This is a genomic window from Burkholderia sp. Bp9012 (genome assembly GCF_003853825.1).
Taxonomy (GTDB): Bacteria; Pseudomonadota; Gammaproteobacteria; order Burkholderiales; family Burkholderiaceae; genus Burkholderia; species Burkholderia diffusa.
The window spans coordinates 1-22,926 of the sequence record NZ_QTQA01000011.1; the positions used below are offsets into that span (position 1 = coordinate 1).

23 protein-coding genes and 1 tRNA gene are annotated in these 22,926 nt (G+C 64.5%); 17 read left to right on the top strand and 7 right to left on the bottom strand.

Features of this window, described 5'->3' with window-relative positions; translation table 11 throughout:
* A partial coding sequence (locus tag DIE11_RS16620; protein ID WP_226251539.1) for an FAD-binding protein occupies positions 1 to 224 on the bottom strand: 224 nt, incomplete at its 3' end.
* Between the two features lie 106 nt (positions 225 to 330).
* Between DIE11_RS16620 and DIE11_RS16625 the strand changes: the two genes are divergently transcribed.
* Positions 331 to 1,107, top strand: coding sequence for an SDR family oxidoreductase (locus tag DIE11_RS16625; RefSeq protein ID WP_124625636.1), 777 nt, complete (start codon positions 331 to 333; stop codon positions 1,105 to 1,107).
* A 32-nt stretch (positions 1,108 to 1,139) separates the two neighbouring features.
* On the top strand, positions 1,140 to 1,571 hold the full coding sequence (locus DIE11_RS16630) for a thioesterase family protein (RefSeq protein WP_059608589.1): 432 nt from the start codon (positions 1,140 to 1,142) through the stop codon (positions 1,569 to 1,571).
* A gap of 106 nt (positions 1,572 to 1,677) precedes the next feature.
* On the opposite strand, the gene DIE11_RS16635 is transcribed toward DIE11_RS16630, so the two are convergent.
* Positions 1,678 to 2,223 (bottom strand): LuxR C-terminal-related transcriptional regulator, encoded by a 546-nt coding sequence (locus DIE11_RS16635; RefSeq protein ID WP_059447349.1) that lies wholly within the window; start codon positions 2,221 to 2,223, stop codon positions 1,678 to 1,680.
* Positions 2,224 to 2,446: 223 nt separating this feature from the next.
* Between DIE11_RS16635 and DIE11_RS16640 the strand changes: the two genes are divergently transcribed.
* Positions 2,447 to 3,151, top strand: coding sequence for a CoA transferase subunit A (locus tag DIE11_RS16640; RefSeq protein ID WP_012363722.1), 705 nt, complete (start codon positions 2,447 to 2,449; stop codon positions 3,149 to 3,151).
* A 1-nt stretch (position 3,152) separates the two neighbouring features.
* Positions 3,153 to 3,794, top strand: coding sequence for a CoA transferase subunit B (locus DIE11_RS16645; RefSeq protein ID WP_059608588.1), 642 nt, complete (start codon positions 3,153 to 3,155; stop codon positions 3,792 to 3,794).
* A 78-nt stretch (positions 3,795 to 3,872) separates the two neighbouring features.
* Here the strand turns inward: DIE11_RS16645 and DIE11_RS16650 are convergent, their stop codons facing one another.
* Genes DIE11_RS16650 through DIE11_RS16660 form a run of 3 tightly spaced genes read right to left on the bottom strand, consistent with a single transcriptional unit; the run spans position 3,873 to position 6,204 of the window.
* Positions 3,873 to 4,586 carry an SDR family oxidoreductase gene (locus DIE11_RS16650; RefSeq protein ID WP_124625637.1) on the bottom strand — a complete coding sequence of 238 codons (714 nt, stop codon included), beginning with the start codon at positions 4,584 to 4,586 and terminating at the stop codon, positions 3,873 to 3,875.
* A gap of 38 nt (positions 4,587 to 4,624) precedes the next feature.
* Entirely contained in the window at positions 4,625 to 5,635 is a 1,011-nt protein-coding gene (locus DIE11_RS16655; protein ID WP_124625639.1) for a polysaccharide deacetylase family protein, read from the bottom strand.
* 11 nt (positions 5,636 to 5,646) lie between these two features.
* Positions 5,647 to 6,204 (bottom strand): ester cyclase, encoded by a 558-nt coding sequence (locus DIE11_RS16660; protein WP_124625641.1) that lies wholly within the window; start codon positions 6,202 to 6,204, stop codon positions 5,647 to 5,649.
* A 138-nt stretch (positions 6,205 to 6,342) separates the two neighbouring features.
* Between DIE11_RS16660 and DIE11_RS16665 the strand changes: the two genes are divergently transcribed.
* The 13 genes from DIE11_RS16665 to DIE11_RS16730 all read left to right on the top strand — a co-directional run bounded on the left by DIE11_RS16665 (position 6,343) and on the right by DIE11_RS16730 (position 19,318).
* Positions 6,343 to 7,248, top strand: a complete 906-nt coding sequence (locus DIE11_RS16665; protein ID WP_124625977.1) for a LysR family transcriptional regulator — start codon at positions 6,343 to 6,345, stop codon at positions 7,246 to 7,248.
* A 132-nt stretch (positions 7,249 to 7,380) separates the two neighbouring features.
* Complete coding sequence (locus tag DIE11_RS16670) at positions 7,381 to 8,277, top strand: alpha/beta fold hydrolase (protein WP_124625643.1); 897 nt, start codon at positions 7,381 to 7,383, stop codon at positions 8,275 to 8,277.
* An 80-nt stretch (positions 8,278 to 8,357) separates the two neighbouring features.
* Positions 8,358 to 8,711 carry a RidA family protein gene (locus DIE11_RS16675; protein ID WP_014897238.1) on the top strand — a complete coding sequence of 118 codons (354 nt, stop codon included), beginning with the start codon at positions 8,358 to 8,360 and terminating at the stop codon, positions 8,709 to 8,711.
* A 44-nt stretch (positions 8,712 to 8,755) separates the two neighbouring features.
* The gene (locus tag DIE11_RS16680) at positions 8,756 to 10,990 is read left to right on the top strand and encodes a bifunctional (p)ppGpp synthetase/guanosine-3',5'-bis(diphosphate) 3'-pyrophosphohydrolase (protein WP_124625645.1); all 2,235 of its coding nucleotides are present in this window, start codon (positions 8,756 to 8,758) and stop codon (positions 10,988 to 10,990) included.
* A 97-nt stretch (positions 10,991 to 11,087) separates the two neighbouring features.
* Positions 11,088 to 11,164: transfer RNA gene (locus DIE11_RS16685), tRNA-Val, on the top strand.
* A 271-nt stretch (positions 11,165 to 11,435) separates the two neighbouring features.
* Positions 11,436 to 13,343: a threonine--tRNA ligase gene (gene thrS, locus DIE11_RS16695; RefSeq protein ID WP_059608581.1), complete on the top strand. Its 1,908-nt coding sequence runs from the start codon at positions 11,436 to 11,438 to the stop codon at positions 13,341 to 13,343.
* A gap of 49 nt (positions 13,344 to 13,392) precedes the next feature.
* The gene (infC, locus tag DIE11_RS16700) at positions 13,393 to 13,917 is read left to right on the top strand and encodes a translation initiation factor IF-3 (protein ID WP_071734130.1); all 525 of its coding nucleotides are present in this window, start codon (positions 13,393 to 13,395) and stop codon (positions 13,915 to 13,917) included.
* A 190-nt stretch (positions 13,918 to 14,107) separates the two neighbouring features.
* Positions 14,108 to 14,305 carry a 50S ribosomal protein L35 gene (gene rpmI, locus DIE11_RS16705; protein WP_004191477.1) on the top strand — a complete coding sequence of 66 codons (198 nt, stop codon included), beginning with the start codon at positions 14,108 to 14,110 and terminating at the stop codon, positions 14,303 to 14,305.
* 30 nt (positions 14,306 to 14,335) lie between these two features.
* Complete coding sequence (rplT, locus tag DIE11_RS16710; protein ID WP_004192938.1) at positions 14,336 to 14,695, top strand: 50S ribosomal protein L20; 360 nt, start codon at positions 14,336 to 14,338, stop codon at positions 14,693 to 14,695.
* Between the two features lie 149 nt (positions 14,696 to 14,844).
* Entirely contained in the window at positions 14,845 to 15,858 is a 1,014-nt protein-coding gene (gene pheS / locus DIE11_RS16715; RefSeq protein ID WP_059608580.1) for a phenylalanine--tRNA ligase subunit alpha, read from the top strand.
* A 96-nt stretch (positions 15,859 to 15,954) separates the two neighbouring features.
* Positions 15,955 to 18,384, top strand: a complete 2,430-nt coding sequence (gene pheT, locus DIE11_RS16720; RefSeq protein ID WP_124625648.1) for a phenylalanine--tRNA ligase subunit beta — start codon at positions 15,955 to 15,957, stop codon at positions 18,382 to 18,384.
* 72 nt (positions 18,385 to 18,456) lie between these two features.
* Positions 18,457 to 18,843: an integration host factor subunit alpha gene (locus DIE11_RS16725; RefSeq protein ID WP_006486093.1), complete on the top strand. Its 387-nt coding sequence runs from the start codon at positions 18,457 to 18,459 to the stop codon at positions 18,841 to 18,843.
* A 61-nt stretch (positions 18,844 to 18,904) separates the two neighbouring features.
* Positions 18,905 to 19,318: a MerR family transcriptional regulator gene (locus DIE11_RS16730; protein ID WP_124625649.1), complete on the top strand. Its 414-nt coding sequence runs from the start codon at positions 18,905 to 18,907 to the stop codon at positions 19,316 to 19,318.
* A gap of 78 nt (positions 19,319 to 19,396) precedes the next feature.
* Here DIE11_RS16730 and DIE11_RS16735 read toward each other — a convergent pair whose 3' ends face one another.
* Positions 19,397 to 21,607 carry a hypothetical protein gene (locus DIE11_RS16735; protein WP_124625651.1) on the bottom strand — a complete coding sequence of 737 codons (2,211 nt, stop codon included), beginning with the start codon at positions 21,605 to 21,607 and terminating at the stop codon, positions 19,397 to 19,399.
* 359 nt (positions 21,608 to 21,966) lie between these two features.
* Positions 21,967 to 22,845, bottom strand: a complete 879-nt coding sequence (locus DIE11_RS16740; protein ID WP_124625653.1) for a tyrosine-protein phosphatase — start codon at positions 22,843 to 22,845, stop codon at positions 21,967 to 21,969.
* Positions 22,846 to 22,926: the final 81 nt, after the last annotated feature.

Here is a 22,926-nt window from a genome sequence, read left to right on the forward strand (position 1 = left end):
ACGCACACGCCGATCTCGGTGCCTTTCTCGGCGGCCAGCTGCTTGAGCCGGATCGCCGCCGACAGCCCGGCGGGGCCACCGCCGACGATCACGACGTCGTATTCCATCGATTCGCGCGGGCCGTATTGCTCGATGAGGCTTGCGGGGGTCATTGGCGTTCCTCTAACCGTTAGAATGCTTTTATTCGGGAGCGTATTGTCTGCGAAACGAAACGCTTGCCGCAACAGCATGCGCGTAGATTAGCACGATCGTTCTATTTTTTGTGCTAGGGTTATGCTGCGTGGGACAGGGCGCCCGCGGCGGCGAAACGACATCGAAAGGGGATGTGCAATGGGTCGATCGATCAATCTGGAAGGCAAGGTCGCACTGGTCACGGGCGCATCGAGCGGCCTCGGGCAACGCTTTGCACAGGTGCTGTCGCAGGCCGGCGCGAAGGTCGTGCTCGCGAGCCGCCGCGTCGAGCGCCTGAAGGAGCTGCGCGCGGAAATCGAGGCGGCGGGCGGTGCCGCGCACGTCGTGTCGCTCGACGTCACCGACGTGCAGAGCATCAAGGCGGCCATCGCGCACGCGGAAACGGAAGCCGGCACGATCGACATCCTCGTGAACAATTCGGGCGTCTCGACGATGCAGAAGCTCGTCGACGTGACGCCCGCCGATTTCGAGTTCGTGTTCGACACCAACACGCGCGGCGCGTTTTTCGTCGCGCAGGAAGTCGCGAAGCGGATGATCATGCGCGTGAACGGCAACGGCAAGCCGCCCTACCGGATCATCAACATCGCTTCGGTGGCCGGGCTGCGCGTGTTTCCGCAGATCGGGCTGTATGCGATGAGCAAGGCGGCGGTCGTGCAGATGACGCGTGCGATGGCGCTCGAATGGGGTCGCCACGGAATCAACGTCAACGCGATCTGTCCGGGTTACATCGATACCGAAATCAATCATTACCTGTGGGAAACCGAGCAGGGCCAGAAGCTGCAGTCGATGCTGCCGCGCCGGCGCGTCGGCAAGCCGCAGGATCTCGACGGGCTGTTGTTGCTGCTCGCGGCCGACGAGTCGCAGTTCATCAACGGCTCGATTATCTCCGCCGATGATGGCTTCGGCCTCGCCTGAGCGGATGACATTCAGCAACAAAGAAGACTGCAATGAGCGAATATTCCCCCGTATTTGAGATGTCGATGCCGATCCGCTGGGGCGACATGGATGCATTCGGCCATGTGAACAACACGGTCTATTTCCGCTACATGGAGCAGGCCCGGATCTCGTGGTTCGAGGAACTCGGCATCGCGGGCGGCAACGGCGAGGGGCAGGGGCCCGTGATCGTCACGGCGTCGATGGAGTTCCTGAAGCAACTGCACTATCCGGGTGACGTGATCGCGAGGATGTCGGCCGCGAAGCCCGGCCGCAGCAGCTTCGACACCGGTTTCGAGCTGACGCGCGCGGACGATCCGGAGCATGTCTACGCGCGCGGCAACGCGCGCTGCGTGTGGGTCGACTACGCGCTCGGCAAGTCGGTGCCGCTGCCGCAACTGTTGCGCGATACGATCGAGCGAGCGCTCGCGGCGAAGGTCGGCTGAACCCGGCGGCACCGAAGCCGGCGCTCGGGCGCCGGTGTGTCGCCATTTCCCGTTGATTTCCCGAATCGGCCGCTTCACGCGGCCGATTGCCATTCCCGGGTGCGTTTTACTGGCCGAGCAAGCGCTGCAGCAGTTCCGGCGTATTGTTCGTGCCGTACTTGCGCATCAACCGCGCCCGATAGATGTCGACCGTGCGCGAACTGATGTCGAGCACGCGCCCGATCTGCTTGCTGGTCTTGCCGGTCGCGAGCTGCGCGGCGATCTCGCGCTCGCGCGGCGTCAGCTCGACAGCGACGCGGCGCGTCGCGCTCAGGTCCTCGAACGTCCAGACGCCGGCCGCGAGCGGTGCGGTGCGGTCGAGTGCGCGGCCCGTCACATGGCACCAGAACAGTTCGCCGTCGGCTCGTTTCATGATTCTGTCATCGGCGTAGGTGCCGTTCGCGATCATCACGCGCGAGATACGCTCGCCGATGCGCTGGAATTCGTCCGGCGACGGATAGAGCACCTCGTACGACTTCCCGATCAGATCGGCCCGCGCACAGCGGAAGATCGACGCGAGCGCGTCGTTGCAGTCCTCGATCACGCGGTCGCGCGACATCACGAGGCCGAGCGGCGCGAGGTGAAAGGCAGTCTGGTAATCGAGAGCGGGCATGGCGCAGGCAAGCGGAGGCAAACGCTTATGTATTTTTGCGTATTGTGCCGCATCCGCGCCGCATCGTACCCTTTCAGGCATCTCGCGGCGCCTTGTCGCGATATAAAAACAGCGCGCTTCGACGCAGGTATCGCCGTGCATGCATAGAATGATGCGGCGGGCTTGCGGCCCAGTGGGCGCGTGAACCGGTTTTGCTGGTTTCCATAGAGGAAGGGACATACAGATGAACAAAGTCTATCCAAGCGCGGCGGCCGCGCTGGAAGGGATCGTCCGCGACGGACAGACCTTCGCGGTGGGCGGCTTCGGCCTGTGCGGGATTCCGGAGGCGTTGATCGCGGCGCTGCGCGATTCCGCCGTCAAGGGCATCACCTGCATCAGCAACAACGCGGGTGTCGACGGCTTCGGTCTCGGCCTGCTGCTGGAAACGCGCCAGATCAAGAAGATGATCTCGTCGTACGTCGGCGAGAACAAGGAGTTCGAGCGGCAGTACCTGGCCGGCGAACTCGAGCTCGAATTCACGCCGCAGGGCACGCTCGCCGAGAAGCTGCGCGCGGGCGGAGCCGGCATCCCGGCGTTTTTCACGAACACCGGCTACGGCACCGTGATCGCGGAAGGCAAGGAAACACGCCAGTTCGGCGATCGCCACTACGTACTCGAGCCGTCGCTGACGGCCGACGTCGCGCTTGTGAAGGCGTGGAAGGCCGACAAGTCCGGCAACCTGATCTATCGCCGCACCGCGCGCAACTTCAACCCGATGTGCGCGATGGCGGGCAAGATCACCGTGGCGGAAGTCGAGGAGATCGTCGAGAACGGCACGCTGGATCCGGACCAGGTCCATACGCCGGGGATCTTCGTGCAGCGCATCGTGCTGAACGCGACGCCCGAAAAACGCATCGAACAACGCGTCGTACGCGCAAAAGGAGACTGACATGGCCTGGAATCGTGACCAGATGGCCGCGCGCGCGGCGAAGGAACTGCAGGACGGCTTCTATGTGAACCTCGGCATCGGGCTGCCGACGCTCGTCGCGAACCACGTGCCGGCGGGCGTCGAGGTGTGGCTGCAGTCGGAAAACGGCCTGCTCGGCATCGGCCCGTCGCCGACCGAGGACGAAGTCGACGCCGACCTGATCAACGCCGGCAAGCAGACCGTCACGACGCTGCCGGGTTCGTCCATCTTCTCGTCGGCCGATTCGTTCGCGATGATCCGCGGCGGCCACATCAACCTCGCGATCCTCGGCGCGATGCAGGTCAGCAAGACGGGCGACCTCGCGAACTGGATGATCCCGGGCAAGATGATCAAGGGGATGGGCGGCGCGATGGACCTCGTCGCGGGTGTGAAGCGCGTCGTCGTGCTGATGGAGCACGTCGCGAAGGGCGATCAGCACAAGATCCTCGACGAATGCAACCTGCCGCTGACGGGTGTTGGCGTGGTCGACCTGATCATCACCGATCTCGGCGTGATCGAAGTGACGCCGAATGGCCTGAAGGTGCTCGAACTCGCCGACGGCGTGAGCGCGGAAGAGATCCAGGCGAAGACGGGCGCGCCGCTCGATGTGAGCGCGGTCGTGTAAGCGCCGGCTTTCCGGCACGACGCTCGACGCCCCGCGTTCCCCTATGGAACGAGGGGCGTTTTGTCATGGCGGCATACGTTACGCGATCGCACCGCCGCCGTCGATCAGCACCGTCGAGCCAGTCGCATAAGGCGTTGTCGCCAGATATACGATCGCATTCGCGACGTCCTCCGGCTGGCCCACGCAGCGTGCCGGAAGGCGCTGCGCGGCGCCCGCGTACATCGCGTCGCGCGCATCGGGTGCGAGCTTGTCCCACAGCGGCGTCGCGATCAGGCCGGGTGACACGGCATTCACTCTCACGGGTGCCAGCTCGAGTGCAAGGCCGCGGGCGAGCGCCTCGAGCGCCGCGTTGATCGCGCCCTGCAGTACCGACGATGCGTTCGGCCGTACGCTCAGGTAACCCGACACGAACGTCAATGAACCGCCGGGCGCGATATCGATCGAGCGTGCGACGCGGTATGCGCCCCAGAATTTGCTGTCCATCGCGGCTTGCGCGTCGGCAAGTGGCAGCGCGCGGACCGGGCCCGTCGCCGTCTTCGCGGCCGAAATCACGACGTGGTCGAACTGCCCGATGCGCGCGCAGAACGTATCGACGGCCGCCGTATCGGTGATGTCGAGCGCTTCGGTGCGCACGTGCGCGCCCGGTGCGTCATCTGCATTGACCCTGGCCGGGTCGCGCGATGCAATCGTGACGACAGCGCCAAGTTGTGCGAATGCTTTCGCGGCGGCGGCACCGATGCCGGAACTGCCGCCGACGACGAGTACCTTCTTTCCGTGGAGTGAATCGTTCATGGTGGTCCTTCCGAGGTGAAGAGGTGGGCGCAATCCGGTCAGATCGTTTCGGCTTCGCGCACCGTCGACGGGCTGTGCAGGGCAAAGCGGGCAATGTCATCCTTGCGCATGAAGGCTACGCCCGGATGCGATCGAGCGTAGTGCAGGAATGCGTCCCATGCGCGGACCATCGGCGGCGTGCCGCTAATCCGGTCGTGCGCGCTGATCGACATTAATCGCCGCCGCTGTCCGGTTTCCGCGTACAACTGGTCGAAATCGAGTTTGATCTGCTCGAGGAACATCGTCGGGGAATAGTTGCGGCCTTCGATCAGCAGGATGTCGTTGTTGCGCAACGTGTACGGAACGACCGCGAAATCGCGGCCGTCGACGGTTTCGATGAACGGCTCGTCACGGCTGACGTCGTCGATGTGATACACGTAGCCGAGTTCCTGCAGCAGCGGCAGCGTGTTCGGTCCGCGCCGCAGCCAGTTGCAGTTGTAGCCGATCGGGCGCTGTCCCGTCACTGCTTCAACCATGTCGCGAGCTTCGGTGAGGAAGCGGCGCTCGTCGTCGCGGCTCATCGCGAATTGCGATCGCCAGGTCGGGCCGTGCGCGGCCGCTTCGTGGCCGCGCGTCACGATCTCGCGTGCCAGTTCGGGATGCCGGCGTGCGGCCTCTCCGATCATGTGCGACGTGACTTTCACGCCATGCCGGTCCCACAGGTCGAGAAGGCGCGGAATTCCTTCACGGTAGCCATATGCGAACCACGTGGCCGAGGCCAGATCGACCGGCACCGACGACGGAAATTCGACGGACGGGAACGGGCTGTCCGCGCCCTTGGGCGGTTGTCCGCCGGCCTCGAACTGCATCGAGATCGAGATGACGAGGCGCGTGTCGCCCTGCCAGAACCTGCCGGTACCTGTCGATGCGGGGCCCGGTGTCGGGGCGGCCGTTGCCGACCCGGAGGCGCCCGCGGCCATCGCGATGCCGGCTGCCAGCCCGGCACCCGCTTGTGCAAGAAACGTGCGGCGAGCCGGATGCGTCGTCGAACCGTGATTGCTGTCAGTCATCGTTTCCTCCGTCAGCCGACGAGCCCGAGCTGACGCATCAGCGTCAGGTTGTCCTCGATGTGCCAGTTTTCCGCTATCCGGCCATGGTCGATCCGGTAGATGTCGGTCGCGATGAAGTCGATCGACTGTCCGCTTCCGGTCGTGCCATTGAACGTGCCGGTGAAATGTCCGCGAAAGTGCAGGTGCACGACGACACGGTCGCCCGCCACGATCATCTGTTCGATGTCGCAACGCAGGTCGGGGATGGCTGCGCGCATCGTGCTGGACGCCGCGAGCGGTCCCGCTACACCTTGCGCACGGCCGGCCGGCAATGTCCGGTCGACGAAATCGGCCGCGAGCGCGGTGCGGGCGAGGGTCGCATCACCGGTATTCCAGAACGTGCCGTAGCGACGCGCGGCGAGGATTTGCGCACGTGCCTGCGTAGCCGGCACGTCGGTCGCGACGGTCAGGCTGTGCGGATCGAGAAGGTCGGCGGCGCGGGACGCTGCAGGCAACAGTGCAACGACACAGGCCGCTGCAGCGATGACGCGGGTAATCGGGCGTGCGATCGGAGGAAAGTGAATCGACATGGTTTCGGGTGTCCTGTGGATGGCGTCGTGGGGCGACGCGCTACAGGTATGGTAGGTTTCCATTTCGAGCTTAAATACGGGGAAAAGGCGAATGGATTATTCGAAAAAAGGAAATGTCGAGGCTGGACAGGTGCCGCGATGCTGATCGACGATCTCCCGGCGCTCGATACCTTCGCGAGAATCGTGTCGGCCGGCAGCCTGTCCGCGGCGGCGCGCGAGCTTGATTTGTCGCTGTCCGTCGTCAGCAAGCGGCTCGCGCATCTCGAGTCGCAGCTCGGCGTGCGTCTGCTGCACCGGACGACACGGCAGCAGACGCTGACCGACGACGGTGCGCAGTTCCATGCGCAGGTGCTGCGCATCCTGGCCGAGGTCGATCGCGCCGAAACGCTGATGAGCGATCGTCGCGGCACGGTCAGCGGCGTGCTGCGCCTGACGGCGCCCGGCGAACTCGGCCGGCTGCGGATTGCGCCGCTCGTCGCGGCGTTTCAACGGCAACATCCGGAGTTGACCGTGCAACTGATGCTGACCGACACGATCGTCGATCTGCTCGCGCAGGACATCGACGTTGCCGTGCGGATCGGCAGCCTTGCCGATTCGACGATGATCGCGCGCGAACTGGCGCCGAATCATCGCGTGCTATGCGCGTCGTCGAGCTATCTCGCCGTGCACGGGATGCCGGCTCATCCGGCCGAACTTCGAGCACATCGATGCATCGTGATGGGCGACCAGCCTCGTACGGAGTGGCGGTTCGACGGTGCAAACGGTGCAGTGGCGGTCGAAGTGACGGCCGCACTGCTGACGAACGACGGGGGTGCGGCTCGCACGCTGGCATTGGAGGGCGCCGGAATTGCGCTGAAGTCGATCTGGGACGTCGGTGCCGATCTGGAGGCCGGCCGGCTCGTCCGTGTGCTGCCGACGTTCGCGGCGCCTGCCGCACCGCTCCATGCCGTATACCCCGGCGGCCGTCACGTGCCGCTGCGCGTGCGGACCTTCGTCGATTTCCTGCGCGACCAGTTGCGCGAGACGTGGCGCCGCAGTGCGTGAGCGGTTGCGAACGATGCGTCGGATGACTGCGGCCGCGTGACGGCCCGTCGTTGCGAAGCGGTTTACAATCGTTCGCATCGGGCGGCGCGAGTGTTGCCCGCCGCACCGCCCCCGTTCGACAGGATGCCAACGATGCCATCAACTTCAGCGAATCCTCCGGTTCCCCGTCAGCGACGTGTGCAGTGTGCGAGCGCCGCCGGCCTTCACCACGTCGCCTATACCGAATGGGGCGACCCCGCCAATCCGCGTGTGCTGGTCTGCGTGCACGGGCTGACCCGCTCGGGGCGCGACTTCGACCGGCTTGCCGCCGCGTTGTCCGATACGTATCGCGTCGTCTGCCCCGACGTCGTCGGGCGCGGGCGTTCCGACTGGCTTGCCGATCCGCGGCTTTACGCGATCCCGCAATATGTGGCCGACATGGTCACGCTGATCGCGCGGCTCGACGTCGAGTCGGTCGACTGGTTCGGCACGTCGATGGGCGGGCTGATCGGCATGGCGCTCGCGGGGCTGCCCGGTTCGCCGCTGCGCCGGATGATCGTCAACGACGTCGGCCCGCGCATCGAGCCCGATTCGCTGACGCGCATCGGCGAATACCTCGGCGTGCAGCCGTGCTTCGCGACCGAACAGGAGGGCATCGACTATCTGACGTCGCTGTCGCTGCCGTTCGGTGCGTTGACCGACGACGAATGGCGCGAGATCAATGGGCCGTTGCTGCGCGAGCTGCCCGACGGGGGCTGGACGATGCGCTACGATCCGCGCATCGCCGAACCGTTCAAGGCGACGACGCCCGAGCTGGCCGCGCTCGGCGAGGCCGCGCTGTGGCGCGCGATCGAGACCACCGATGCGTCGCTGCTCGTCGTGCGCGGCGAGCGTTCCGACCTGCTGTCGCGCGACACGGTGGCGGAGATGGTGCGTCGCGGCCGGCATGTGACGCAGGCCGAGATCCGGGGCGCGGGCCATGCACCGGCGTTCATCGGCGTCGACCAGATTGCGCTCGCCCGCCGGTTTTTCGTCGAAGGCGGCGCATAAACGCGTCATAATATGCGGTTCGGCGGCACGCGGGCCGCGTCGTCGCCGATTCTCACCCAATCACACGACCGGAACATTCCATGGCAGTCATTCGTCACCACGTCGGAGCGCGTCTCTCCGAAACCGCGATCCACAACGGTACCGTGTATCTGGCCGGCCAGATCGCCGAAGACACCACCCAGGACATCAAGGGCCAGACGCGCGAAGTGCTCGGCCACATCGACCGCCTGCTCGCCGAAGCGAACAGCGACAAGGCTCATCTGCTGTCGGTGCAGATCTACATTTCGGATCTCGCGAACTTCGAAGGCATGAACGCGGAGTGGGACGCGTGGGTCGCGCAGGGCAATACGCCGCCGCGCGCGACCGTCGAGGCGAAGCTCGCGGATCCGGCGCTGCTCGTCGAGATCGTCGTCGTCGCCGCGCAACGGAGCTGATCGAAGCGAAGCATTCCGATGACCGCGATACGCCAGGCCGTGCGATGACCGAGTCCGTTTCCGCTTCTTCCGTCACAGCGCCGTCGTTCGACGACGTGCTCGCGTTCGTGCGCGAGCGTGCCGGTGACACGCGCCTGTCTTCGGGCGAACTGCTCGCCGATCACTCGGCGGGCACGGCGTCGATCATGCGCACGCTGAACGTCGACCCGCACGCAATGCAGGCGGCCGCGCTGTTCGTGCTCACGCCGCACCTGAATGATCCCGAGCGGGAGCTGACGGAACGGTTCGGCGAAGAGGTCGCCCGGCTCGTATCCGACGTGCGCAAGCTGCTGCGGCTCGGCACCGTCAGCCTGCGCGCCGCGCAGAGCGTGATGCCCGATGCCGGGCGCGACGCCGCGCAAGAGCGGCGCACGCAGATCGAGGCGTTGCGCAAGATGCTGCTCGCGTTTGCGCAGGACATCCGCGTGGTGCTGATCCGGCTGGCGTCGCGGTTGCAGTCGCTGCGTTACTACGCGGCGGCGAAGATCGATCCGCCTCCCGACGTCGCGCGCGAGACGCTCGAGATCTATGCGCCGCTCGCGAACCGTCTCGGTATCTGGCAACTGAAGTGGGAGCTCGAGGACCTCGCGTTCCGCTTCGAGGATCCGGTCACCTACAAGCGCATCGCCAAGCTGCTCGACGAAAAGCGTATCGAACGCGAGGCGTACGTCGCGCAGGCGATCGAGCGGCTGCAGCACGAACTGGCGGAAGCGCACATCCCGGCCGATGTGAGCGGGCGGCCGAAGCACATCTACAGCATCTGGCGCAAGATGCGCGGCAAGGAGCTCGACTTCTCCGAGCTGTACGACGTGCGCGCGTTCCGCGTGATCGTGCCGGACATCAAGGATTGCTACGCGGTGCTCGGCATCGTGCATCACCTGTGGCAGCCGGTGCCGAAGGAATTCGACGATTACATCTCGCGTCCGAAGCCGAACGGCTACAAGTCGCTGCATACGGTCGTGATCGGCGACGACGGCCGCGCGTTCGAAGTGCAGATCCGCACGCAGGAAATGCACCGTTTCGCCGAGTACGGCGTCGCCGCGCACTGGCGCTACAAGGAAGCGGGAGCACGCGGCTACGGCGGCCAGTTTTCGGCGAGCGACAAGTACGACGAGAAGATCGCGTGGCTGCGCCAGCTGCTCGCGTGGAAGGACGACGTCGAGGATGGTACCGAAGTGTCGGGCGACCAGGCGTGGGCGCAGTTGCGTGAGACGTCGCTCGACGACGACCACATCTACGTGCTGACGCCGCAGGCGCGCGTGATCGCGCTGCCGCAGGGCGCGACGCCGGTCGACTTCGCGTACCACCTGCACAGCGAACTCGGCCACCGTTGCCGCGGCGCGCGCGTCGACGGCGTGATGGTCCCGCTGAATACGTCGCTCGCGAACGGGCAGACGGTCGAGATCGTCGCGGTGAAGGAGGGCGGGCCGTCACGCGACTGGCTGAACCTGCAGCTCGGCTACCTGAAGAGTCCGCGTGCGCGGCAGAAGGTGCGCGCGTGGTTCAACTCGATCGAGCAGGAAGAGAACATCGCGCATGGTCGCGCGCTCGTCGAAAAGACGCTGCAGCGCGAGGGCAAGACGTCGGTCAATCTCGACAACCTCGCCGCGAAGCTCGGCTTCAAGTCGCCCGAGGAACTGTTCTCGGTCGTCGGCAAGGAAGAATTCAGCCTGCGCAACGTCGAGCATGCGCTGTCCGATGCGCCGCCGCCCGAGCATGCACCCGAGGCGCCCGCCGATTTCGAGAAGCGCAGCAGCGGGGCGAGTGTCGCGCACGGCGCGTCGACCGGCGTGCTGGTGGTTGGCGTCGATGCGCTGCTGACCCAGCTTGCGCGCTGCTGCCGTCCGGCGCCGCCCGACCCGATCAGCGGTTTCGTGACGCGCGGCAAGGGGATGTCGATTCACCGCAGTGACTGCCCGACGTTCCGGCGGATGGCCGAACGGGCGCCGGAGCGCGTGCTGCAGACAACCTGGTCGGCCGACGTGCTGGGCGGCCGTGGCGTGTCCGTCTATCCGGTCGACCTGATGATCGAGGCGAGCGACCGGCAAGGCTTGCTGCGCGATATCTCCGAAGTATTCGCGCGTGAGAAGATGAACGTGGTGGGCGTGAAGACGCAGAGCCGCCGGAATGCGGCATTCATGCAGTTCACGGTCGAGGTGTCGAATTCCGCGCAGGTGCAGCGTGCGTGCACGCTGCTCGGCGAAGTGCCGGGCGTGGTGCGGGCGGGGCGCAAGACGTGACGCCCTCGTAAATGGGGTTGAAGCGCGATCATTTTGCTGCGACCGCATAAAAGCGCTTGCCAAGTGAACGATAGCCCCATATAATCTTAGCTTCTTTAGGCTCGTAGCTCAGCTGGTTAGAGCACCACCTTGACATGGTGGGGGTCGTTGGTTCGAGTCCAATCGAGCCTACCAACGAATTGAGAATGCCCGGTTTTCGGGTGTTCGATGCAGTAAATAACTCAACGCGAACAAGGCGAATACGGTTATGACACCGCGAACGTTGACCGAAACCTTTTCGGAGCGACGCTAGTCGAGGAACGTTTTCGCCCTTTCAGTTTGAGTGAAGTATCGAATGCGGCCCCTCGAAAGCGGGGCCGCATTTTTTTTGTCGCGAAATTTTCGCGCGTGACTTTGATATCGCGTGCTTGGTTTGCCGCCCACTGTCGGCATCACGGAGATTGCTATGGTTTCGATACGCTTGCCTGACGGCTCAGTTCGACAATACGAGCATCCGGTGACAGTTGCCGAGGTTGCGGCCTCGATCGGTCCCGGCCTTGCGAAGGCTGCGCTTGGTGGCAAGCTCGACGGCGAGCTGGTCGATACGTCCACGGTCATCGATCGCGATGCATCGCTCGCAATCGTCACGGACAAGGATGCCGACGGTCTCGACATCATCCGTCACTCGACCGCGCATTTGCTTGCCTACGCGGTGAAAGATCTGTATCCGGATGCGCAGGTGACGATCGGCCCGGTGATCGACAACGGCTTCTACTACGACTTCTCGTATAACCGCCCGTTTACGCCCGAAGATCTGGAAAAGATCGAAAAGCGCATGCAGGAGCTCGCGAAGAAGGATGAGCCGGTGACGCGCCGCGTCGTGTCGCGCGACGAGGCGGCCGGTTATTTCCGCAGCCTCGGCGAGAAGTACAAGGCCGAGATCATCGAATCGATTCCGCAAAGCGACGAAATCAAGCTGTACTCGCACGGCGGCTTCACGGACCTCTGCCGCGGTCCGCACGTGCCGTCGACCGGCAAGCTGAAGGTCTTCAAGCTGATGAAGGTCGCGGGCGCGTACTGGCGCGGCGACTCGAAGAACGAGCAGCTGCAGCGCATCTACGGCACGGCCTGGACGAAGAAGGAAGACCAGGATCAATACCTGCACATGCTCGAGGAAGCGGAAAAGCGCGACCACCGCAAGCTCGGCAAGCAGCTCGACCTGTTCCACATGCAGGAAGAGTCGCCGGGCATGGTGTTCTGGCATCCGAAGGGCTGGGCGCTGTGGCAGCAGGTCGAGCAGTACATGCGCCGCCGCGTGAACGAAGCCGGCTACCTCGAGATCAAGACGCCGATGATCATGGACCGCTCGCTGTGGGAAGCGTCGGGCCACTGGCAGAACTACCGCGAGAACATGTTCACGACGGAGTCGGAGAAGCGCGACTACGCGATCAAGCCGATGAACTGCCCGGGTCATGTCCAGGTGTTCAAGCACGGCCTGCGCTCGTACCGCGATCTGCCGCTGCGTTACGCGGAATTCGGTTCGTGCCATCGCAACGAGGCATCGGGCGCGCTGCATGGCCTGATGCGCGTGCGCGGCTTCGTGCAGGACGATGCGCACATCTTCTGTACGGAAGATCAGTTCATCTCGGAATCGATCGCGTTCAACACGCTGGCAATGAGCGTGTACAAGGACTTCGGTTTCGATCACATCGACATCAAGCTGTCGCTGCGCCCGGACCAGCGTGCGGGCACGGACGAGACGTGGGATCGCGCCGAGCAGGGCTTGCGCGACGCGCTGACGGCCTGCGGCCTTACGTGGGAAGAACTGCCGGGTGAAGGCGCGTTCTACGGCCCGAAGATCGAGTACCACATCAAGGATGCGCTCGGCCGCTCGTGGCAGTGCGGCACGCTGCAGCTCGACATGGTGCTGCCGGAGCGCCTCGGCGCCGAGTATGTCGCGGATGACAGCAGCCGCCGCCGTCCGGTGATGTTGCACCGTGCGATCGTCGGTTCGATGGAGCGTTTCCTCGGCATTTTGATCGAGCACCACGCTGGTGCGATGCCGGCCTGGCTCGCGCCGTTCCAGGCAGTTGTGCTCAATATTGCCGAAAGTCAGGCAGAATATGCGCAGTCTCTGGCCCAATCGTTGCAAAAACAAGGGGTTAGAGTGACGGCCGATTTGCGCAATGAGAAGATTAGCTATAAAATACGCGAGCACACGCTGGAAAAGGTGCCTTATCTCCTCGTCGTGGGGGATAAGGAGCGTGATGCGCAAACGGTAGCCGTGCGTGCCCGTGGCGGCGTCGATCTTGGCGTAATGCCGGTCGAAGCCTTCGTTGAGCGTCTGCAGGAAGACCTGCGCTCGTTCAAGTAACCGCCCTGGCAGCGCGGCTCGTTTTTTTAATTTTTAGAGGAAACGTAACATCGCTACTGATAAGTCGTCGCATCGCATCAACGGTGAAATCACTGCGCCGGAAGTGCGTCTGGTCGGGATCGAGAACGAACCGCTCGGTATCGTAAAACTCGCTGATGCTTTCCGTAAATCGGAAGAACTGGATGTTGACCTGGTGGAAATCGCGCCGCAAGCGGTTCCCCCGGTTTGCCGTCTGATGGATTACGGCAAGTTCAAGTACCAGGAATCGAAGAAGCAGCACGAAGCGAAGCTGAAGCAGAAGGTCATCCAGGTCAAGGAAGTCAAGTTCCGCCCGGGTACCGATGACGGGGATTACAACGTCAAGCTCCGCAATCTCGTGCGCTTCCTCGAAGAAGGCGACAAGACGAAGATCACGTTGCGTTTCCGCGGCCGCGAAATGGCTCACCAGGAAATCGGTATGCGGATGCTTGAGCGTCTGCGCACGGATCTCGAGGAAGTCGGCCAGGTCGAGCAGATGCCGAAGATGGAAGGGCGCCAGATGATCATGGTGCTTTCGCCGAAGAAAAAGAAGTAACGGGCCCGCGCGCATGCCGCGCAGGTTCGAGAGTGGTTCGGTGCGTCGCCCGGTCAGGGCGGCGCGCCAACAATGACGGCAACTGCGCAAGCGGTTTGCCGTACACAAGTGGACTGGGTTTCGAAGGGCGGGTCAAGGGCGCAAGCCAACCGCACACCCATCGCCATCAAATAAACTGGAGTTGTTCGTCATGCCTAAGATGAAGACCAAGAAGAGTGCTGCAAAGCGCTTCGTGGTGCGTCCGGGCGGTACCGTCAAGCGCGGTCAAGCCTTCAAGCGTCACATCCTGACCAAGAAAACCACGAAGAACAAGCGTCACCTGCGCGGCGCAACGGCAGTTCATGATTCCGATCTGAACTCCGTCCGCGCAATGCTGCCGTTCGCGTAACCCCTCAACTGATACTCTAAGGAGAGAAACATGCCTCGAGTCAAACGTGGGGTAACCGCACGGGCCCGCCACAAGAAGATCATCAACCTGGCCAAGGGTTATCGCGGCCGTCGCAATAACGTCTACCGCATCGCCAAGCAGGCGGTGATGCGCGCTGGTCAGTACGCGTACCGCGATCGCCGCAACAAGAAGCGTGTGTTCCGCGCACTGTGGATCACGCGTATCAACGCGGCAGTTCGCCAGCACGACATGACCTACAGCGTGTTCATCAACGGCCTGAAGAAGGCGTCGATCGAACTCGACCGTAAGGTCCTGGCCGACATGGCGGTGTTCGACAAGGCTGCTTTTGCTGCGATCGTCAAGCAGGTGAAAGCCGCCGTTGCAGCCTAATTGCGAAATTAGCACTGCGTGGTTAGTTGCAGCGATGTTCCGGTAGTCTCGGCCGCTGCAGCGAAAACGGGGCTCTTCCGAGCCCCTTTTTTGTTTGGATGGGCGATTTCGCTCGCCAAGACCGAATGACGTTGGAAATGATGGGATCTATGGATCTGGACCAGATTGTCGCCGACGCGCAGCAGTCCTTCGAACAGGCTGCCGACATCACCACGCTCGAAAACGAGAAAGCACGATTTCTCGGCAAGTCGGGTGCGCTGACCGAGTTGCTCAAGGGCCTCGGCAAGCTCGATCCCGAATCACGCAAGACCGAAGGCGCACGCATCAACGTCGCGAAGCAGCAGGTGGAAGCCGCGCTGACCGCACGTCGTCAGGCGCTCGCCGATGCGCTGCTGAACCAGCGCCTCGCCGCCGAGGCGATCGACGTCACGCTGCCGGGCCGCGGCGCCGGTGCAGGCAGTCTGCACCCCGTGATGCGCACGTGGGAGCGCGTCGAACAGATTTTCCGCTCGATCGGCTTCGACGTGGCCGACGGTCCCGAAATCGAGACCGACTGGTACAACTTCACGTCGTTGAACAGCCCGGAGAACCATCCGGCGCGTTCGATGCAGGACACCTTCTACGTAGAAGGCAAGGACGCCGACGGCCGCCAGCTGCTGCTGCGCACGCACACGAGCCCGATGCAGGTGCGTTACGCGCGCATGAACCGCCCGCCGATCAAGGTGATCGCACCGGGCCGCACGTATCGCGTCGACAGCGATGCGACCCACTCGCCTATGTTCAATCAGGTCGAGGGGCTGTGGATCGACGAAAACATCAGCTTCGCCGACCTCAAGGGCGTCTATACCGACTTCCTGAAGAAATTCTTCGAGCGCGACGACATCCTCGTGCGCTTCCGTCCGTCGTATTTCCCGTTCACGGAACCGTCGGCCGAGATCGACATGATGTTCGAGCACGGCAAGAACGCCGGCAAATGGCTCGAGATCTCGGGCTCGGGGCAGGTGCATCCGACCGTGATCCGCAACATGGGCCTCGATCCCGAGCGCTACATCGGCTTTGCGTTCGGCAGCGGCCTCGAGCGCCTGACGATGCTGCGCTACGGCGTGCAGGATCTCCGGCTGTTCTTCGAGAACGACCTGCGTTTCCTGCGCCAGTTCGCATAACGCACGCGCCGCGCCGACATGTGCCCGCGCATGCCCCGCCGGACGTTTCCGACGGGGGCCGGGCGCCGATCTAACCTGTTTCGAACGTAGACATCCATGCAATTCCCTGAATCCTGGTTGAGAACCTTTGTCGACCCGCAGCTGACGACCGACGAACTGTCGCACGCGCTGACGATGGCGGGGCTCGAAGTCGAATCGCTGAGCAAGGCTGCGCCGCCGACGTCGAAGATCGTCGTCGGCCGCGTGCTCGAAGTCGTCAAGCATCCGGATGCGGACAAGCTCAATGTCTGCCAGGTCGACGCCGGCACCGGCGCGACGCTGAATATCGTGTGCGGCGCACCGAACGTGGCGCCCGGCATCAAGGTGCCGGTCGCGCTGGTCGGCGCGGAACTGCCGCCGGCGGAAGAGGGCGGCAAGCCGTTCGCGATCAAGCTGTCGAAGCTGCGCGGCGTGGAGAGCCAGGGGATGCTGTGCTCGGCGCGTGAGCTGAAGTTGTCCGAGGACCACAGCGGCCTGCTGATCCTGCCGGAAGACACGCCGGTCGGTCAGGACATTCGCGACACGCTCAATCTCGACGACACGATCTTCGAAATCAAGCTGACGCCGAACAAGGCCGACTGCCTGTCGGTGTTCGGCATCGCGCGCGAGACGGCCGCGATCACCGGCGCGCCGCTGACGCCGGTCGACATCCGTCCGGTGCGCGTCGAGCTCGATGAGACGCTGCCCGTGCGCATCACCGCCCCCGATCTGTGCGGCCGTTTCTCGGGTCGCGTGATCCGCGGCGTGAACGCGCATGCGAAGACGCCGCAATGGATGGTCGAGCGCCTCGAGCGTTCGGGCCAGCGCAGCGTGTCGGCGCTTGTCGACATCTCGAACTATGTGATGTTCGAGCTCGGCCGTCCGTCGCACGTGTTCGATCTGGACAAGATCCACGGCGGCATCGAGGTGCGCTGGGGCAAGCGCGGCGAGTCGCTGAAGCTGCTGAACGGCAACACGGTCGAACTCGACGAAACGGTCGGTGTGATTGCGGACGACCGTCAGGTCGAAAGCCTCGCGGGCATCATGGGCGGCGACAGCACGGCCGTCACGCTCGACACGACCAACATCTACCTGGAGGCCGCGTTCTGGTGGCCGGACAGCATCCGTGGCCGCGCGCGCAAGTACAACTTCTCGACCGATGCGGCCCATCGCTTCGAGCGCGGCGTCGACTACGCGACGACCGTCGAGCACGTCGAGCGCATCACGCAGCTGATTCTCGAGATCTGCGGCGGCAAGGCCGGCCCGGTCGACGACCAGGCAGTGAACCTGCCGCAGCGCGCGCCGGTGAAGATGCGTGTGTCGCGCGCGAACCGCATCATCGGCGTGAAGATCGACGCCGACGAGATCGCGAACATCTTTACGCGCCTGTGCCTGCCGTTCGAGCGTGACGACGACGCATTCCTGGTCACGCCGCCGTCGCACCGCTTCGACATCGAGATCGAGGAAGACCTGATCGAGGAAGTGGCGCGCATCTACGGCTTCGAGAAGATCCCGGCCCGTCCGCCGGTCGCGACGAGCGAGATGCGCGCGACCAACGAGACGCGACGTTCGATCCACGATATCCGTCACGCGCTCGCGGCGCGCGATTATGCCGAAACGGTCAACTTCAGCTTCGTCGATGCGGAGTGGGAGCACGACTTCGCCGGCAACGACACCCCGATCCGCCTGCTGAACCCGATCGCGAGCCAGCTGTCGGTGATGCGTACGACGCTGTTCGGCAGCCTGATCTCGGTGTTGCGCCACAACCTGAACCGTCGCGCGGATCGCGTTCGCGTGTTCGAGACGGGCCGCGTGTTTCTCGCCGATCCGTCGGTGAAGGCCGGCGAACTGACCGTCGAAGGCTACACGCAGCCGAAGCGTGTCGGCGCGCTCGCGTACGGCCCGGCGGTCGACGAACAGTGGGGTGTCGCGACCCGCGCAGTCGATTTCTTCGACGTGAAGGGCGATCTCGAGGCGCTGCTCGCGCCGGCCACCGCGCGCTTCGTGAAGGCCGAGCATCCGGCCCTCCATCCGGGCCGCAGCGCGCGCATCGAGGTCGATGGCCGCGCGGTCGGCTGGATCGGCGAGCTCCATCCGCGCCTGATGCAGAAGTACGAGCTGCCGCATGCGCCGGTGATGTTCGAAATCGACGCGGATGCGCTGATCGCACGTGCGCTGCCGGCACCGACCGACGTGTCGAAATTCCCGCCGGTGCGGCGCGATATCGCGGTCGTGGTCGATCAGGCGGTCGAGGTTCAGGCGCTTTTCGACGAAATGAAGAAGGCGTTGGCCGAAGACGCCTGCCGATTCGTTCAGAAGGTTGTACTCTTCGACGAATTTCGTGCAAAATCAAATACTTCCGGTGGTCTCGCCGCGCACGAGAAGAGCCTTGCCTTCCGCGTGACGCTGCAGGACGCGGCTGGCACGCTACAGGACGAGGTCGTCGATCAGGCGATCCAGACGCTGGTCGAGCGGATGGCTCGTGCTGGTGCCCGCCTGCGCGGCTAGGGAGACGGGCTGCCCCCTCGCGGGCGGCTCTTCCCCATCGTAAGTTTTGGTTTAACGCGCTGTATGGCAGATATGAACGACATGACCTCGAGTGAATTCGAAGCCCTCCTGACGGCGCAACGCAGTGCCATGAACCGCGACGCTTCGGCGCCGGCGTCCACCGAGACGCCGACGCTGACGAAAGCGGAACTGGCAGAGCTGCTGTTCGACAGCGTCGGGCTGAACAAGCGTGAAGCGAAGGACATGGTCGAGGCGTTTTTCGAAGTGATCCGCGACGCGCTCGAAAACGGCGAAAGCGTCAAGCTGTCGGGGTTCGGCAACTTCCAGCTGCGCGACAAGCCGCAGCGTCCGGGCCGCAATCCGAAGACGGGCGAGGCGATTCCGATCGCGGCCCGCCGGGTGGTAACCTTCCACGCGAGCCAGAAGCTGAAGGCGCTGGTCGAAAACGGCGCGGAGTAACACCCGCGCGCTGACGTCTCCGCGCGGCCGCCGCGCACCCTTTACCGACGGTTAACCGACGATGACCACTACGGTTGAGAAAGTCGTCTTGCCTCCGATTCCCGCGAAGCGCTACTTCACGATCGGTGAAGTCAGCGAATTGTGCGGGGTCAAGCCGCATGTGCTGCGTTACTGGGAACAGGAATTCACTCAGCTTAGGCCGGTGAAGCGGCGCGGCAATCGTCGGTATTACCAGCATCATGAAGTGCTGCTGATCCGGCGGATTCGCGAGTTGCTGTACGAACAGGGGTTCACGATCAACGGGGCACGCAACCGGCTCGATTCACCGAGCGGCGAGCGCGCTGCCGGCGCACCGGTCGAGCCCGACGTGCTGGCCGCCGATGCGCGTGCATCGGGCAAGCCGGGGGCGACGGTCGACGTGATCGCGCTGCGGCAGGCGCTCCTCGACGTGATCGACGGACTGAAGCACGACTGAGCACAACGCTCGGATCGATATGAAGCCCGGTGTGCGAAGCGCCACCGGGCTTTTTTCATGCACGCGGGCCCGCCCGCATCAGCGCGACGCGAGCGGATTTGGCTTGCCCATGTCGACGACCAGCGTGCCGTCCGGCAGCATCCGCACCGAGCCTTGCGCGACCTGGCTGCGGTAGCCGTACAGGTCGAAGCGCATCGGGCCTGCCTCGGCCGAGTTCCGGATCAGCGCGCGCACGTTCAGTTCCAGCACGTTGAACATCTTCATGTCTCCGCCTTCCATCCACATGTAGCTCGGTGCGTCGATCTGCGGCCGCTTCGGCGCGGGTGCGTCGGCAACCCGCCGGAACGTCAGGCGCAATCCGTCGCGTTCGACGGTGGCCTGGCCGAGCTTGCCGTTCAGCACGGGAGGCGGAAAGACGGTGTACTGGTCGAGCACGAGCGTGTCGCCACGCAGTTCCGCGCCGCGGCGCTGCAGCGGCGTCAGGGACGCGAGCTCGATGCCGAGCGAGCGCAGCAGCTTCGCCTGCGGGATGCCGAGCACCGACACCTGCGACGGCCGGAACGCGAGGTGCCGGTCGTCGAGCACCGAAAGCGAGCCCTTCATGTCGGTCGGAAGCCACACGCCGGGCACGTGATTCCAGAGCTTGATGCCGCCCTGGACGCGCAGGTCCTGGCCATCCGCGCTCAACTGCAGGTCGTTCAGCGAGCGCGGCGAGTAGTCGAGCAGGTAGTTGTTGAAGAGCGCCGACATCGCCTTCCACGATTCGACGACCGTCCCGCCGAGAATGCGGATGTCGTACTGGTTCGGATCGTCGAGATCGACCGGTTCGCCCGGCCGTTTCGCGATGAGCTGTACGTCGAGATCCTCGACGTGGAAGCCGATGTCGCCGGACAGGTTGAAGTCGACATTGTGCAGATGGATCGTCGGATTGCGGTTCGACACGTGCCGTTCGTTGAACGGGATGGCCGACGAGCGCCGCATCGCAACTTTCTGCATGCCGGGCTGCGTCGTGCCGGCCGCGAGTGCAAACGCTTCCCAGTGCTGGCGCGAGTCGTGCAGCGCAGTCTGCTGCGCGGCGAGGAAGCTGTCGTTCAGGCGGGCGGCCGTGCTGCCGAGCGCAGCGCCGCTCGCGGGGCCCGCGTACGACGGCATCCGGATCGCCATCGCGCCGCTTTCGTCGAAATTGAAATAGCCGGCCGATACCTGATCGCGATAGTGATACAGGTCGAACACGAAATTCTGGTCACGCTTCGTCGGATCGACGGGGCTGATCAGGATGTCCGCGTTCATCGGCATCGAGCGCATGAACTTCACGTCGCCGCCGCGGATGTACATCGCCTGTTGCGGCGCGTTCGCGGGCAGCGCGAAGCCGGCGTGCGAGCCGTCGTCGAGCTTCAGGTCGAGGCCGGCCGGCGTCACGCGCAGCGCGGTGATCCTGATCTTCAGCCGCGGCGGCGGCATCAGCTTGTCGACCGACATCACGAGGTCGTCGCCGGCGAGCCGTGCGATCGGGGTCTCGATCTTCAACAGATCGGCCATCTTCACGTTGGCCGCACGCATCACCGGCTGCGCGTTGATGCCCGACACGCGCACGCCGGTCGGGTGGAATACGAGCTGGCTGCCGTCGCGAATCGTGAGCGTGCCGGTCAGCGAGAACGGCACCCAGCCATCGCGCTGCATCTCGCCCTGCAGATGGATCACGCCATCGCCTGCCGATACGGCGAGGTTGCGCAGCGGCGCGTTGCGGTAACCGAAGATGTACGTGTTGAAGAGGGCGGTCAGTTTCGCGTTGTCGAGCGTGACCGTGCCTTCGTGCACGTCGATCTCGAAACTCGTCGGATCGTCGAACACGATCGGTGCGCCGGCCTGCGTCGGCACGAGTGTCGCGGACAGTTGATGGATGAAGAAGCCAAGGTTGTTGACGATACGGAAATCGACATCGCGCAGGAATGTCATCGCACCGCTCTGGCCCGAGTCGCGCAGCGTGAACGGGCGCGGCTGCGTGAGGCTGAGCGACGCGAGCGACGGCACCGTGCGGGCGATCTGCTGTTCGCGGGCGAGGCGTTCGGCCTTGGTGCGCTCGATCTTCGTCGACGAGACCGACGCGGTCCCGTCGCGCTGCGCGCCCGGTTCCGCGCAGCCGGCGCAGAGCAGCGCGAGCGCAAGCGCGCCGCAGCCGAGCGCACGAGAGGTACCAAGTGAAACCGACGCGGCCGCGCGTCGCGGGCCGCTCATCCAGTCGAATAATGCCAAAGGCGTGCGATGGCCGCGCCGGACCGCATTCCGCATCGTCTGTCTCCATGTCTTGTTGTGCTCGGCGAGGGCGCGCGGCCGATGCGCGGCGCGGACGTCGATGCCGTGCAGTGTGGCATAGCGTGCTAGAGCGGCGTAACCAAACAGCGGGCGTCCGGGCAGGACCGGCCGGCGCGCGACGGGACAATGGATTCGCGGCGGCGGAGCGGAAAAATCAAACGGTCGTTTGGTTTCGCGGTCGAGGCGGGCGGCGCGCGTTGCGCCGGATCGGCAAACCCGGCGTCGGCGTTGGCTGACGCGGGGTTACATGCCGGATGAAGGCGGTGTCCGATCCGGGGCGCAGACGGCGGGCGGGGGCGACGGACGCACCAGCGCTATCGCCGCCTGCGGACCGATCAGACCAGCATGCTCTGCCGGATTGCATTCTGCGTCGTCTGGTCCAACTGCAGACCGTTATCGATGTACGACGCCATCGAGCCGTATGACGCGACGACCTGATCGAATGCCGCCTGCATATAGGCGGCTTGCGCGCCCTGCAGCGCGGCCATCATGTCGGCCGCATCCTGCCCGCCGCTCTTGTGCGCCTGTGCGACATAGGCGGCGATTTCCGACGCGCTGTAGATGTTGGTCAGCAGATAGTCGGCGAGGATCGTCTGCCGTGGGACACCGAGAATCGTGTGCAGAATGGCCGTCGCCCAGCCGGTGCGATCCTTGCCGGCCGTGCAGTGGAAGACCAGGTTGCCGCCGGACGCGGCAAAGCCGGCGAATAGCGTGTGGAAACTCGTCCGTGCCGTTTCCGACGTCACGAACGCCCGATACATGCTTTGCATGAAGGCCGTGGCAGTCGCGCCATCGGTCGGAAGCGGACCAATACTGGCGGCGCCGAGCACGTTGAGGTTCTGCCAGATGGCGCCGGCCAATGGCACATCCGGCTGCGCGTGGATCTCCGCGGTCGTGCGCAGGTCGTACACGTGCGTGATGCCGAGCGTATCGACCGTTGCGAGGTCGGCCGCGGACAGCGCGAGCGCGGACGACCGGTAGATCGCGCCTTTCTTCATCGCTGACCCACTCGCGGTGGCATAGCCCGTTCCGTCCGGTCCCCCGGTGTCGCGAAAGTTCGCTGCCGAAGCGAGCCTGAGCGTCGTGACGGGGGCGACCGCGATCGAGTCGCCGCCGCACGCGGACAGAAGATACGCGTCTCCCAGCATGATGCCGATCGTGCCGGCACCCAGCCGGAGAAAGTGTCGACGGGAAATGTCGTTTTTCTGAGTCATTCACTGGCCTTTGTCTGAGACGGTGACGGGACGTCGCGACCGCCGTTGCGATCGAAACCGCCGCCGGCGTGCCGCGCAGCG